The sequence below is a fragment of the Nocardia sp. CA-135953 genome (assembly GCF_050955735.1).
GTDB lineage: Bacteria > Actinomycetota > Actinomycetes > Mycobacteriales > Mycobacteriaceae > Nocardia.
Window position 1 is genome coordinate 5,209,697 of record NZ_CP192082.1, and the last position, 14,100, is coordinate 5,223,796.

Consider the following 14,100-nt stretch of genomic DNA (forward strand, 5'->3'; position numbering starts at 1 on the left):
CAGAGGCCGCCTCATCATGGGTTCCTCCGACGCTGATGCCGCCGACCATGCGCACCCGACTGTTCGCTTTGACGAGGCGTCGGCCCTTCCAGCAGCTGCCGAAATTCCGCCTCAATCTCGTCCCGTGGGCGGCCATACTGTTCCCGGCTGAGGCACCGGATCTCCTCCGGGTCGCTGGTCTTCGGCGGTGGCGGCAGTGTCTCGCCCGACGCCCACGGCTGGATCGAGTTGTTCCGAACCAACTTCACGTAGACATGGTGGGCTGGCAAAGCACTGAAATCCTCTGGGGACAGTACGTTTTGTCCGGCTGCCATGTCCTTGGCGTCTTCACCCAACTGGAACGCGATCTTGTTCCTGGCGTTGTTTTTAAACGCCCGAGCCATCGACGGCGGCAACTGGCTGGTGTACTGGTGCGCCAGATGGAAGCCAGCCCGTAGGCTCCGGGCTGTAGCCAGCGCGTCATCAAGATCAACCGGCAGGTTCAGGAACTCCTGCACCTCGTCCACATAGATCATCAGGTGATCGCGTGCAGTTTCGGGGACAGCCGCGCGTTCGCGAATAGCGTTCCAGAGTTCGGCCAACACCATCGCGGCCAGTAGCTGTGCCCGGTCAGGCCCAATGACACCCGGCTGCAGCGGCACCAGGAGCACCTTCTTCTGCTCCAACACCTGACGGACGTTGAAACGTGGATGCTGTTGTGCCAGAACACCTCTCAGGTAGACATCAAGGAAGGGGCGCACTTTGTTGGATAGAGGAGCGATGTTGTTCATCACCCCCTCGGGCGACAGCTGCTCATACCAGCCCCAGAACGTTCCTGCCGCAAAAGGATCTCGCTCGACTGCCTGCTGCACCAAAGGCCGACGGAACTGCGGAGTCGTCATGATGAGCGGCAGCATGATGAGCGAAGGATCGCTTCGCAGGGCAATTGCCTTCAGTGATTCCCGCAGGATGTCCCCGCTGCGCCGTCCCAAACCGTCGCCATAGAGCGAATGGAAGATATGGAAGATGTTGTCTGCTACCACTTCCGAAGGTGTGCCAGCCCGCAGCCGATCCAGAGGATTGATGCCGACCGGCTGATCGTCTAGCGGGTCGAGAATGACGATGTCCCGCCTTCGCTCCTGCGGAATCCGGCTCAGGATGTCCGTCACCAAGTCCTTGGGTTCGATGACGACAACTGGCCGGCCTGCTTCGAGATCATTGACGATCAGGTTGAGCAGCAGCGTGCTTTTGCCTGTCCCTGACGGCCCCAAGAGGTGCGTATGCCGCATGGCGTCGTCTACTCCATACCCGATAGTTCCTTCCACACCAGGCGCATTCGCCACGGCGATCACTCGTTCACCAGTCAGTAGCGCCGGAGTTGGCCGCAGTTTCCGAGGATGCAGCGAACCCTGCCCAGGGAAGACCTCTTCCTTCTCCGACACCGGCCAGGCTGTCAGTCGTAGCACCTCGCTGATACCCAACCGCTGACCACCGATCACCAGCGGCCACAACGCTCGCGGTGATCGGGCGCGTGGTGTATTGACCTTCTTTGGCGCTTCGGTGCGCAATTCCAGATGGACCCCGCTTGCATTCAAGGTGCCCAGCGCCGAGGCCAGTCCCAGCAGCAAGCTCCGGCGTCGGTCGCTTGTCGCTGCTTCCGCCCCGATGCGGACGGTGACCGAAAAGCCGTGCTGTCCAAGCTTCTTGCCAAGGGCTTGCTTGATATCCGACCGGGTTTCCGGCTGGATGCCTTCGAGCACCTTCGATAGCACCGACTGATCGTGCTGCGGCAACTTCGGGGGCACATTCTGCGGCCGACGCCGAGCACCCAGTTCCAGCTGCAAAACCAGCCGTTCGCTAGGGGCGACAGCCATCAGCGAAGACAAGAGGGTGCGTACCGAGGCCACCGTGTCGGCGGGTTCGATTAATCCGACTCGGGAGGAAGCCCGAACCTGCCGAGCGACCGAGATGGAATCGCGTTCGCCGGTGAACCCGCTGACTTGGCTGCCGGGTACCAGTTGCTCGATGGCGCGCTGAACGGCTTTGGCGTGACGCAGTTGGGAACCGATGAGGTACTCCACGCCCCCGGATGACGACCGGGCTTCCAGAATGAGCTGAGGTGCATGGGCCTGGGCCGCCCATTGGCGCAGCAAGCCGAGCGCTGACGCTTCTACGTACGGGCGAGGAAACCAAATTTGTTGCCAGACCAGGGATTCAGGAAAGAGAGGCAGTGCTTGTTGGTTATCTGGCGTCATGGCCATCCTCCTGGTCGGCGATGCCCTGACCGCGATCAACCGCGTTCGCCGGCAACCCGGCGATGGTGGCTGCCTCCGCAATCTCGGCTTGTGCGTCGGTCTTGTCTGCTTTGGCCCGCGCCAATCCAAGAGCGGCTTTGGCGAGCCTGCTGATGTCGTACGGCTCCTTGCGAACTCCCTCGACAACGACGCGGTATTCGGCTTTCTTCGCCCGGCCGCGTGCCCCTCTCCGATAGTTAGTACGTCCATTTTTCGACATAGCTATACCCTCCTTCGTTTACTGTGTTAGTTGGTGATGCGGCGCAATGACCCGATAGGGCCTCGCTGCGAATTGCGAACGCGCAATTTCCCCTGAGGTCTACTATGAATTGCGGGACCGCAATTGGTCAATGCGGTTTGTGTATTACACAACGCTGGCGAGCAATGCGATTATCGGCTTATTCTTCGTGTTGCAGAATTTCAGTACCGCTCTCGCCATGTCTTAATCACAACAACCCCCATCCATATCAGCACCCCGCCGCCAATAAAGAGCATCAGCGGCCACAGGATTGTCTGCACCAGGTAGACCGCCACATACAGGGCAAGCACCGCTCCCAGCACCCTCAGACATACCCCGACCAGACGGTCGATGAGTCCCGGCTGTTCATGTCCGCTCATGCCTGCCACCTGCGCACCCACGCCAGTACCTCATCGGCAAGGACGATGAGGAGGGTAGACACCTTTGTTGCCGTTCTCGGTGCCATTTCGGAATGCACCTCGTTCATATCGACAATCTCATGCAGTACGGCAACGAGCTTTGCCACCGTCGACTCCGCCAGGTGTCGCGTGACCTCTGGATGGTCGCCTTCGGGAATCTGCCCGTCGAAATCCCAGGGCAGCGGATCAGGTTTCGATTCATGCCGACCCGAGTTAAATGTATCGCTCATATCTGAATGGCTCCTTAAATGTTGTGCCTACTGGTGCTGCCGCCTGTTTTTGGCATGGCGGCAGCACCGCAGGAATTGAGTAGGAACGAGAGAAGAGAACGGAACGGATTACGCTGCGGCGCTGGTGGTGTCGCCAGCGATGTACTGATCTACTTCCGCCGCCGCGCCCGTCGATGGGGCATGTTCATTCGTAACGGTTCGCTCCTGGCTGCCCGATGCCTGGCCATTGCCGGCCTCAGCCGCATCCCGCCGCACGGCCAACCCCTCGAGGCGGGCCACCAGCTCGTCCAGCACCGAGGTATCCACCAGCGTGGCGGGAGCGAACAGCCCGAACGAATCTCGCTGGGCCGGGAGGAATTCCACGCCCCAGCCGCACCCCTGGTGCAGGCTGCGGGCGATAGCGCGCAGCTGGTCCGCCCCAGCGATGGGCCGGGCCATCTTCAATACCGTCAGCGTCCGCACCTGCTGTCCTTCGGCGATGAGCAGATCAATCCGGTTCGCGAGTTCATCCCGCTTCCGTTCCAGCCGTTGCCGCTGCTTCCGCACCGGTCGCAATTGCCGCGTCAGGTGCGACAGTTCGTCGGTCAGCACCGAGCCGTCGCGCAGGACCGTCACGGCCACCACGAGATTCAGGACCGCCACCACGCAGCCGAAGAACAGGCCCAGGATCACCGCGCCAGCCACGCCGACCTCGGCGGCCAAGGATTCCCGGATCACCCGGAACCCCATCACTACGCTGGCGCCGATGCTGATCACCGCAGCAGCGACGATCAGCAGGCGCGGCAGCAGGCCGTTTCGCCCCTTCGGCACGGTCGGCTGCCCCTGGGCATCCTTGGTACCGCGCAGGTCGAACCCCACGAAATGCAGCGCCAGAGCCAAGCCCGCGGTGGCCAGCAATCCGAACACCACGGCCGTAATTGCGGGCAGCAACGACCGTCCGGCGGCCACCTGATCCCACGCCACGTTGAACATGTCCCCGGCGAACAAGGTGAACACCGGCAGGTCTATGACGGGCACCAGTAGCGCGGCCAGGCGCATGGCCTTCGGCACCCGTCGGTGTTTCAGGCTGCTGGTGCCGGTTTCCTTCCTGACTTGGGCATCCACCGCAGACTGGCGCTGTTCGCCCTCCGTGGCCGTCAGCAGCTCGTCATGAACACCGGAGATGGGCCGCGACCCCAAACGGGCCATATCGGCCTCCACGACGGCGATAGTGCCCCGCAGTTGCACCGCCCGCTGAATGAGCGTGCCGAGACGGGCCACACCCTCGTCCCGAATTGTGGTGGCGGCCTGGACGCCTTCGCTGGTGACCTCGGCCTCCAGGTAGCTCACGCGATCGGCGGAGCGAGACTTGTTGATGCGCAGCTGTTCCCGGAACAGCGCCCACACGATCGGGGCAGCCTTACGACGGGCCAATGACCGGCCGCGCACTGCGGTCCGCACGTCCGCTTTGGATACCTGCGGCGGCGAATACGCCGCAGATGGCGGTGACGAGCTGGACGCTCGTGGTGTTGCGCGGGGATTTCGGTTTGGGGGCATAGGGACTCCTTGGGAGTTAGTTGGTAGATGCAAGTGGCGGGAAGGCGTTGCAGCCGAGGCGAATACCCGAGTTCACGACGAGGGCCAAGCGGTAGGCGTCACTGCCACAGCGTCACTTCCACCCGCCGGTTCAGCACGGCCGCCGATTCGATGAACCGGCCATCGGATGTCAGGTTGGGGATCACTGGCTCGTCTGCCCCGCGGCCAACCACGGTGCCGAGCAGGCTGGCTGGCAGCCCCAGTGCGACAAGGCGTGATGCCACAGCCTGAGCCCGCCGGCCGCTGAGGTTGCTGCTGTCCCGGCCATCGAGGGTCGTGCAGGCGATGTGCCCGGTAATGTCCACCTGTCGCACCTGGCAGCGTCTGGCCGACTCCACCAGGGGTTGCAGCACTTCATCGGCCGAGGCGGGCAATGCGGCACTGTCCGGGGCGAAATGCAAGGTTTGGTCATCCAACTGGGCGTAGCGCGCGCATCCGTCGGCGTCGGTGTAGGCAGCTGGTACCGGCACGACGGGGACGGGCAGGGTCGCCCGCGGCGGTGCCGCCACGGGTTCGGATTCGGCGATGTCGCAGCGATCGGCACCGGCCTTCTCGCAGATCCGAAGCCACAAGGCTTCCAGCTGCTTCCGGGCAAAAGCAGGCAGCCGGGGTTGGGTGCTGCCACCTACCACGCCGAGGCCGGCGAAGGTGACATGGTGGCCGGTCAGGTTCAAACGTCCCTGGCGCTGGATGGAGTCCGCTACTGGGGCGGGATCGAACATCCAGCCGTTTGCCGTCAGAGCAACGAGATCCACCGGGGCGACTGTGCTCAGGCCGGAGGACAGCACCACAATGCGGGAGCCGGGATGCTGGCTGGCGGCATCGAGCGGCCCAGCCACATCCAAGCCGGGTGCCGGGGCGTGAAGGTTGGCGAGATCCTGTTTCAGGGCCGCGATGTTCTCGTGGATCTTGCGATCTTTCGCATTGCCGTGTTCGACGTCCTTGCCGCGCAGGGCCGTCAAATCCCTCCCGATAACCGGGCTGTCGGCCGAGCTGACGATGTGCACGAGGGCATCGCCGGGCTTCTTGGCCGAGCTGGCATAGGAAGCCAATTCAGCTTCAAGGGGTTTGGGGATGCTGGGTTGCGGTTCGGCCGAGGTGGATGGGGCCACGATGACGACTGGGGCGGGTGCGGAAATGGTCGGGGTACAGGCGGTGAGGCCGAAGGATGCAGCCAGGACGGCGGCGCTGACGATCAGGCCGGTGATGTGGCAGTTCAGGCGATAGTTACGCCGAGAGGAGGGTGGAGGCATGGGTTCCTTCAGGAGAAATACAAAATGATTAGGACCGGGTGGGCACCAGGCTCGTCGCCTGGCGCCCACCCGAAACGGTTTGGCGGTGGATTTAGTCGCGGGGCCAGCTCACGAACCACTCAATATGTAGCTTGGCGAGAATGTCACTGAGATGCTTGGTGTAGCCCACAGCAAAGGGAGCCCTGTCTTCACACTCCGCCAGGACTGTATCCAGATCCTGGCGCAGCTGCTTGAGGCGACTATGCGCAAGGGCGAAGATCTCACTCGCCACCTTGACGTCATCACTGTCCGGCACGATTGGATACAGCGACCCGGCCATATCCAGGCCGGTGGTTTCGGGGGTCATTTTGGTAGGCATAGCACCTGCCTTTCACAAAGAGATGTGGAACAATACAAAGAAATCCGACATACGGGTGCGAGAGCAGGCCTCTCGTCCAGATGAAGGCTGTTGTTCCAGGGAGTTCAACGCACTGTGGAGTTATCAAGGAGCGGGTTGCGGATTCATCGGGGACCTGCTGCCAACCCGTCGAACCCGACCTCTAAATCATCTGCTTCAGCGTTGTGACCATGCGAGATGCGCAAGGGGCAAATCTGTGCCCCCGCAGCAGGGCGAGGGGCAAAGGAGGTTGACAGATCAGAGGAACGGTTCATAATCGGATATCTGAAGTATGGCCGTTTCATATGAATTTCATGGACGATTTAGAGAGGACATCCCGCAGCCGCGCGGCTATATTGTCGACCGCCCAGAAATACAAGCCGCGATGCAAGATGCGATGTTTGGCAGTTCAGCTGTGACCTGGGTAGACGGTCCGCCTGCGATTGGGAAAACAGTTGCTGTCGCGCGAGCGCTTGAAGAGAATGGTGAGGATGCAGCGTGGATTACCGGCATGCAGTGGCGCGGTTTTAGTCAAACTAGAAAGGGATTTAGCGTCGAAAAGATGCGCAGTGAGATGAGTGAGATGGCCTGTGCTATCGACGCATCCCTCACCGACACTGATGAAGGAGCGGAATCCCGTTTCACAGAGTTTCTTCGCACGCCCCGTGCGCCAAACCATGTCATCATCGACAACTACGACCCGGACGTCTTTCCGCAACTACTCGAACCGCAGTCGTCTGAGTTCGTCCCCCATATCACGATCATTTCTCGCGATCCGCCAACTGGCAGCATTGCGGATGATGTCTCGCGCGTGACTGTCGGCAATTTGACTATTGAAGAATCCCGCGAACTTATTGGTCTGTACCTGCCTGACTCGTCTAACGATCAGCGCGATCAATTCGCAGACTTGGTGGACTATCGGGCGCACCGAATCGACCGAGGATGTCGGCGGCTTGAACTGTCTGCATATCTTACAATCGACCGGGAGATTGGGCGGCTACGTGATGGTGGCCTACTTGGAATACTCGACAATCCCGATGATCTGTACTACTACGAGGTAAGGAACAACAACCTGGCTCGTCAAGCGTTATTCACTGTCCGGCGCGGCTACCAGAGTCCATACTGTCCTCGTGAGCAGCAAGCGTCCGGTCAAGGCAGCCAGCGAGAAGATCAAGACCCTGTATGACGAGATCTCCGGCCGTGATCTTGTAACCGTCTTCCTTCAGAATGAGGACTTTGTTACCTTCCCGAACCTGATGCGGGTGGCTAAAGCAGTGGTTGGCCCCGAGCGGTGGCACCACGAACCCACCTACCAGACACGCAAAGTCCTCCGACGAGCCATCCGCCGCCTTCCAACGGAGATGTCTGGTCGACACCCAGGTAGACCGCAATCGACAGCAGACAACAACTTTTGGAAGGGCAAGAAGGAGCGACGAGCCGCTGAAATGCTCTATGGTTACCGGCAAGAAGAAATCCGCGCGGCACATGGCTACTCGCCTGATGATCGCGATTACAAGCCGCGGTTAACCTATACAGCCGACTATCTTCCTGCGGCGCTGAAAATTTTGGAGCTTGATCAGGAAACTGATGAAAACCGCCGCAAGCTTCCGCTCCGAGTGCTTTGGCAAGACCTCGAGAAGGCACTGCTAACACTTGAAAAGGAAGCTCACCGCCGACGCGAGGAAGCGAAGCGTAAGAAACAGGTAGCCGAGTATGCTGTTATCCGCCCTCAACTAGAAGGTGAACTAGACGATGCGATCGCGGAGGGGAACGGCAATGAGCGCCTGACATGGGTGCACGGCGAGCCTGGCACAGGGAAGACGACCATCGTTAATCGCGTTCTCTCCAATCTGTCCGGTCAAGTTGTCAGGATTAAGTGCGCTGCGGTAAATGACATTTTCCAGTTGCGGTCAATGCGCAACAGCCTTATTTCGGCTCTTAGAAGTCATGGCCTGTCGGCTGATGGCGACGACGACACACTCAGGTACCGTTTTGTTGAGCTGCTTTGCGGCGACGACGCCCCTAAGTATGTAGTGATTGAGAACCACGAGGCCGGAACATTTCCCGAGATGGGGATTGTCCATCCCTATCAGGCGCAAGTGATTATCGAGTCACGTTTTCCACCTCCGGAAGAACTTGAGCGACAAGCGAATAACGTTGAGGTAGGTAAGCTGACGCCGGAAGAAACAAGGGAACTGGTTCGGCACTACGCGCCTAGTACAGACGATTGTGACTGCGACGAACTCCGGACAAGACTGGAAGGTAACGCCACACTCATAAAGCAAGCTGCAATCGCTGTGGCTGATGCCAACAGAACGATACGTGAATATCTCGAAGGAATTGGTATCCGCGGTGCAACCTACGAAAAATCTGATTACTTCCGAGAGCATTATGTCTACATAATCGAACAACTTCGATCACAAAACCCTGTAGCGTTTGACATATTTTTCACTGTTCTCGTCGTTCGAGAAGGTATCGACCTCTACAGCCTAAAGATTCTCAAGGCCGAAATGTCTTCGCCTAAGCAAAGACCGGACGAAGTGATGCAGTTGGGTCGGGATGCAATTCCGAGCGATCTGGCCGATCTTATCGATCGAATGGGTCATGTAGAGTCAATAGGGCCGGTGCCCGACAATTTGCGCCCAATACACGTTGAGCAAGCAGTTAACAAGGCGATTGATGATCTTCAGAGGCGCGGACTTCTGAAGATTGAGAGTGAATGCATCGAGACATCCTTCTTAACGAGGCTTCTTATCGCCGATTACTTTCCACAAGACGTCAGCAAAAGCGCACTTAGCGTAACGCTCGCACTTGTAACGAGAACCCAGAAATGGGGTTGGGGTCACCTCGATTCATTGCCCTACGAGGTGTTGAGCCTCACTGCGCAATCGGTCAGCGCAATTGCTATTGCCGTCGCAACCTATTCTGAGGAATCCGGTTACGTAGACAGGCTTGAATTCGCATCCGCAGTGCTGTGGCGAGCATCTCGCCAATATAAGATACTCGACGACCGTGATACAGCGTTTGAGATTTGCCTCACGGCCCTCGGTAATGACAATAGAAAATTAGTATTTGCTCCTCGGCCTGGGATTCTTGGGCCAAGCCCGATGGCGAATTTGGAGCCCTCCGTGGCGATTGCTCCCGCGTCGAGCAAAGAAGGATGCTCGCAACTTGTTGGAGAAATGCTTGCTGTCTATCCAGAGGATAGCTTTCCGACTGGTAGCGACCGTGATGAGATCAACGCCTTGTGGAAAAAGATCGGTATTTACATCGAGGCTGACTGGTGGTTTGGCATCAAGAGACGCAGCCTTGAGTTCGGAGTGTGGGGTTGGTTCGACGGAGATCTTTTACACAATTGCCGACTAGCACTATTGCGACAGCAATCCGGGAGAGGTGATGACGTACAGTTGGACCGGTCGACCGACTGTAGGTTACTGCTCCTATTCGGCCGATATCTTGCCGCAACAGGAAATATTGACTCCGCTGCTGCAATATTGCTTTTCAATGCTCGAACTGTTTGCAAAATAGCTGGTGTGCCGGAGTATGTGTGGATTGCGACAGAGAGTTATCGTATTTGTGGCGACTTGCTTTTGCGGGCTGGTAGACTATCCGAGTCGGAGGCTGTTCTTGCTGAAATGCAGCGTGAGCTGGCGCTGAGAACCGAGACACCAGATTTTCCTGATACGCGATTCGCGCTAATCGACGCTCCACTTAATGCGCGAATGTCCTTGACTATAGCAGAAGTGCGTCTATCCAGAGCAATTCTTGGTAGAGACTATACGAAGGTAGATGAGTTTGATGATGCCCTGCTGTCGGTTTGTGAGTGTGTGGCATTTTCCTATCGCATTGGGGTAAACTTTCTCGAACGTGAGATTTTGTTCTCGACATTCGAGTTGTCGTTTCGCCTCGCGACCATAATAGAGTTAGTACAGAACGGTACATTTGGGCCATTCAAAATTCCAAAGGCAGAAGCGGTCACCCTTCCTGCGATTACTAGGAAGGAACTCGACTATTGGAAAATTAGGTCCGGCCCTTATGAGCGCTTCTACGAATTTGTGGGTATGGTTTTTGCTCTGATGGAGGAACTGCAAGAGGCAGGTTCGTCGGCTTTTCGTGCAATTGTGGACAGAATGCAGGAATCAACTAGCTTCACTGGCACTCGGGTATCCGCCACAGATCGCCCTGAGTACAGAGCAGTAGCTCACTTCTCCGAATTGCTTACTGCGCTCTGTGACAAATTTGAATCCGAGCACATGCATTGGCACGATATTGCCAGGCATCGAGTCATTGCGGCATACGCGGCTGTCCATGCATTCGACAGCCTTGATAATGAGATCGTAAGTAGTGGTATTTCATGCGCAACCCGGTACGGGCGGCACGATTGGGTGGAAATAATAAAGGTCGCAAAAACCTACCCTCTTTCCATAGTATTGATGCTGCTGAAATAGCGAGTTGGTTTCAGATTCCTGTCGGCGATAGTTTCAGCCTGCCTGTTACTAATGTCAGCGTCTTGCCACCGCCATCCATGGCACCAAGTCTTAAGTTAGGATGAGTCCACCGACAATATTTTTCAGCTCTCCCCTGTGTTGCGACAGTCCTCGGCATTCTCTTCCCAGCTCACCTGAGCCACGGCGGCCGTCGAATCGGCGTCGCCCGCATCGGAGGCCGGATGTCCTGCAACCGCGGTAAAACCGCCGTGTCCTCATCCTCCTGCCGCCATCGTCCGGGTTTGTCTATGGCCGGCACCCGTTCTATCGGGTGGGTGGCAGCGTCCATCTCGGGTCGTGGATCGTCCGGATAGCCACCGCCCGCTTCATCTTCCATCCACCCCTCCGGCGCCGAGGCCGGCGGTCTCGGCAGCCAGGAGCCATTATCCTCGCTGCCGTCGCCTGATGCGTCAGTCGAATCCGTAGCGTCACTGTGACGCCGGATGAACGTGACAGTGTGGCGGTTTTCCTTCTGAACCCCCTGCCACCACCGACCAACCCGGAAGCCGAGCACCGCCGTGAAGAACACCGAAGCAGGCCAGAGGATAAAGACGAGGGACGAAGCCATCCGGATCAGCAGCCAGCCTCGACAAGCAGCTGCACCATCACCAAGCGTCCTCGCCGAGCAGCAGCAGGCAGGCTGCCTCCAGGTGCACCAGGCAGTCGTCTGGATGGTGCCCACGATGGATGTCCTGCAGCTCCCTGGCGCGTTCCGGTGTCAGTTCCAGTAGGTGCACCTGGCACATGAACTCGGCCAGCAGGCCATCGGCGTGGATGAAGGTTTTATGCTCCACGGGATCGGCCATCACTGCGCCGCCTGGTCACTGCCCGGATCGGGCGTGTCAGTCTGCGCGCTGCTCGGCCGGATCGTCTTCGGCGGAAAGACACCGGTCGCTTTCTCCGGCAAGCGAACTCGTCCAGCCTGTACGTCAACCACCAGCTGGTCGAAAGCTTCAATGTGGCTCACCAGTTGTGCCGCATCGTATTCGGCGTGGGCGGATTGGTTGTGGCGTAGCGAGACCAGGAGGTACTTCCAGGCCAGCCACGCCACCATTTCGCCGTAGGAGCTGGGATTGGTTGGGGCGCCGGGCTCGAACGAAATTGCCCTGGTGTGTCCGTTTGCTTCACGGTCGATCAGGAAGGTCAGCAGCGAGACGTGCTCGTCGACAGCTGCTTCCCGGTTGCGGCCATGCTCATACACATGCCGCCAGTTGCCGAGGTACTCCCGTGCGCAGCGCAGCAGCACCGTGCCTGGTTCGTCCGTCCCTGCGAAGACGCGCAGAAATGGCCCGGCATCCGGCAACGGGTGATCGGGTCTCGCTTCTACCGGCGGAAGCGTGATCGCAACGGGTGTGTTCGGGGGTATCCGGTAGGCGACCTGTTCGGTGCGTTCATGCGGCATAACGTGGCTTCCTTTCGGCTGTGGCTGCTGCAAGGTGGGTCACCGCGGTTTGGTCGTGGAGGCAACGACCCGGCCGGCGTCGACCAGCACCTGAAGTGCGGCAGCCTTTCTCGGGCAGCGCTTCGCCCGGCAGGCGACGTGGAACCGCATAATCTGGTGGGCTTGGCCGATGCTGAACGGTTCTGTCGGCGCCTGGTGATCTTCCTGTTCGATGAGCACGCTTAGCTGGTGGATGGCGAGCGAATGCATGGCGGATCCTCTTCCGGTTCGGGCTTCCCCGGCCGGTGAGGCCGAGGCGGTGGTACCCGGCACCGGGGGCGTTTGCTACCGAACCCCAGGCCGTCCAGGGGCCGATACGCCTTCCGAGGGGGTAAAGGCGTCACCCCGGTACCGGGTACCGGTCCCGACCGTAAGCCGCCCTAAAGGCCGTTGACCGGCGCAAATAGCCGAAGCTTCTGAAAAATAACTGAAACCGTATAAGGTGCCTTCAAGGGGCGAAAAGCGTTGCCGGGCAACGGGTCCGGATATCTGAATCGTTCTTGCAGATGCACGTTCATGAGAGAGCGGAGACGGCGGGATGCACATGAAAACGGGCGAGGTCATCCGCCGTATCCGCAAGTCCCTGGGTATGACGCAGACCGAACTGGGAGCCATTCTCGGCTATACCCAGCCCGCCATTTCACAGCTTGAACATGGCGGTGCTGCGGTGCACGATGTGCGGGTACTACGCCGAGTGGCGAGGGCGCTCCACGTTCCACTTGCCATACTGGTAGTGGAGTCTGACGAGGAGGCGGATGTGAACCGTCGCAACTTCCTACGAGCCAGCGCCTTCGGTGCTGGAGCCAACATGACCACCGGCGCCGCGGGACAGGCCGATGCCGCAGCATCATCAACCGGTAGCGTGCGGGTTGGGGCTGCTGATGTGGCTGAGATCAATGCAAGTACCAGCCAAATTCACGAACTTGACCTGATCGTTGGCGGTGACCGGCTTTGCCGGGTAGCAGCCAATGAAGTGCGCTACGTCGGGCAGCTGCTGGACAATGGCACCTACACCGACGAAGTGGGCCGCGCCTTGACCAGCGCCGCCGCTGAGATGATGACCGCCGCGGGTTGGGTGCACTTTGACGCGGGCCACTTGGATCAGGCACGACGGTATTACGCGGAAGCAGCGCAAACCGCCACGGCCGCGGGCAACGGTATTGCGGCGGCACACGCTCTGCTCAACGCCAGCGTTCTGAGCTACCAAGGTGGCTTTTCACCGTCGAAGCCCTCGAAGGACGCGCGCCCCAGGGAGGGTGTCAACCTGGCCGAGGCTGCCCAAACGGCATCCCGCCGGGACGGCGGACCGAAGCTGCGTGCCGTGGGCGCAATCTACGAAGCGGGAGCACACAGCGCCACAGGTAACAGCAACGCCATGGTGAATGCCATCAGCCGCGCCCACCGCGCGTTTGAGTCGAGCCGTGGTTATGATCCGGACTGGGTGTACCTCCCGCCAGCGGCACTCACCGGTATGACCGGCTGGGCGTACATGCGGATCGGTGACCACCGCACGGCGACCGGCTATCTGCAAGCGGCGGTTGATGGCACAGCATCGTGGCCACGGGAGAATGTCGGCTGGCGCATCAAGTTGGCCGAGAATTTCATCCAGGCCGGAGAGATTTCCGAAGGCTGTCAGCTACTGACCGACCATTTCGATCAGATCAACAGTCTGGCGTCGACGCGGCTGCAGGCCACCCTTGACGGCATCGTAAAGGACATCCGGCCGCATACGGCGGTGCCCGAAGTTCGGGAGTTTTTGGGATTGCGGGCGGAGTACGCCTCGTAGAGGCAGCCGGAAACTATCAGGT

13 protein-coding genes are annotated in these 14,100 nt (G+C 59.3%); 3 read left to right on the plus strand and 10 right to left on the minus strand.

Annotated elements, in window-relative coordinates:
• Positions 1–14 precede the first annotated feature (14 nt).
• From ACQPXH_RS23915 to ACQPXH_RS23945, 7 genes are all read right to left on the minus strand, one after another.
• A complete protein-coding gene (locus ACQPXH_RS23915) occupies positions 15–2,234 on the minus strand; it encodes a type IV secretory system conjugative DNA transfer family protein (protein WP_433598728.1) in 2,220 nt (739 codons plus the stop codon).
• Positions 2,221–2,493, minus strand: coding sequence for a hypothetical protein (locus ACQPXH_RS23920; RefSeq protein ID WP_433598729.1), 273 nt, complete (start codon positions 2,491–2,493; stop codon positions 2,221–2,223). Before ACQPXH_RS23920 ends, ACQPXH_RS23915 begins: the two co-directional genes overlap by 14 nt.
• Positions 2,494–2,693: 200 nt before the next feature.
• Entirely contained in the window at positions 2,694–2,891 is a 198-nt protein-coding gene (locus ACQPXH_RS23925) for a hypothetical protein (RefSeq protein WP_433598730.1), read from the minus strand.
• Positions 2,888–3,160, minus strand: a complete 273-nt coding sequence (locus tag ACQPXH_RS23930) for a hypothetical protein (RefSeq protein ID WP_433598731.1) — start codon at positions 3,158–3,160, stop codon at positions 2,888–2,890. Before ACQPXH_RS23930 ends, ACQPXH_RS23925 begins: the two co-directional genes overlap by 4 nt.
• A 108-nt stretch (positions 3,161–3,268) precedes the next feature.
• Positions 3,269–4,546 carry a hypothetical protein gene (locus ACQPXH_RS23935; protein WP_433598732.1) on the minus strand — a complete coding sequence of 426 codons (1,278 nt, stop codon included), beginning with the start codon at positions 4,544–4,546 and terminating at the stop codon, positions 3,269–3,271.
• Between the two features lie 248 nt (positions 4,547–4,794).
• Positions 4,795–5,988: an OmpA family protein gene (locus ACQPXH_RS23940; RefSeq protein ID WP_433598733.1), complete on the minus strand. Its 1,194-nt coding sequence runs from the start codon at positions 5,986–5,988 to the stop codon at positions 4,795–4,797.
• A 91-nt stretch (positions 5,989–6,079) separates the two neighbouring features.
• A complete protein-coding gene (locus ACQPXH_RS23945) occupies positions 6,080–6,346 on the minus strand; it encodes a hypothetical protein (RefSeq protein WP_433598734.1) in 267 nt (88 codons plus the stop codon).
• 310 nt (positions 6,347–6,656) lie between these two features.
• Here ACQPXH_RS23945 and ACQPXH_RS23950 point away from each other — a divergent pair, with 310 nt between their 5' ends.
• Entirely contained in the window at positions 6,657–7,550 is an 894-nt protein-coding gene (locus tag ACQPXH_RS23950; RefSeq protein WP_433598735.1) for a hypothetical protein, read from the plus strand.
• On the plus strand, positions 7,495–10,812 hold the full coding sequence (locus tag ACQPXH_RS23955; protein WP_433598736.1) for a hypothetical protein: 3,318 nt from the start codon (positions 7,495–7,497) through the stop codon (positions 10,810–10,812). Before ACQPXH_RS23950 ends, ACQPXH_RS23955 begins: the two co-directional genes overlap by 56 nt.
• 644 nt (positions 10,813–11,456) lie before the next feature.
• On the opposite strand, the gene ACQPXH_RS23960 is transcribed toward ACQPXH_RS23955, so the two are convergent.
• From ACQPXH_RS23960 to ACQPXH_RS23970, 3 genes are read right to left on the minus strand one after another with little or no spacing between them, the layout of a single operon-like run.
• A complete protein-coding gene (locus ACQPXH_RS23960) occupies positions 11,457–11,657 on the minus strand; it encodes a hypothetical protein (RefSeq protein WP_433598737.1) in 201 nt (66 codons plus the stop codon).
• Positions 11,657–12,286 (minus strand): hypothetical protein, encoded by a 630-nt coding sequence (locus tag ACQPXH_RS23965; RefSeq protein ID WP_433598738.1) that lies wholly within the window; start codon positions 12,284–12,286, stop codon positions 11,657–11,659. Before ACQPXH_RS23965 ends, ACQPXH_RS23960 begins: the two co-directional genes overlap by 1 nt.
• Before the next feature lie 6 nt (positions 12,287–12,292).
• Positions 12,293–12,502, minus strand: a complete 210-nt coding sequence (locus ACQPXH_RS23970) for a hypothetical protein (RefSeq protein ID WP_433598739.1) — start codon at positions 12,500–12,502, stop codon at positions 12,293–12,295.
• A gap of 334 nt (positions 12,503–12,836) precedes the next feature.
• On the opposite strand from ACQPXH_RS23970, the gene ACQPXH_RS23975 reads away from it, so the two are divergent.
• On the plus strand, positions 12,837–14,078 hold the full coding sequence (locus ACQPXH_RS23975; RefSeq protein ID WP_433598740.1) for a helix-turn-helix domain-containing protein: 1,242 nt from the start codon (positions 12,837–12,839) through the stop codon (positions 14,076–14,078).
• Positions 14,079–14,100: the final 22 nt, after the last annotated feature.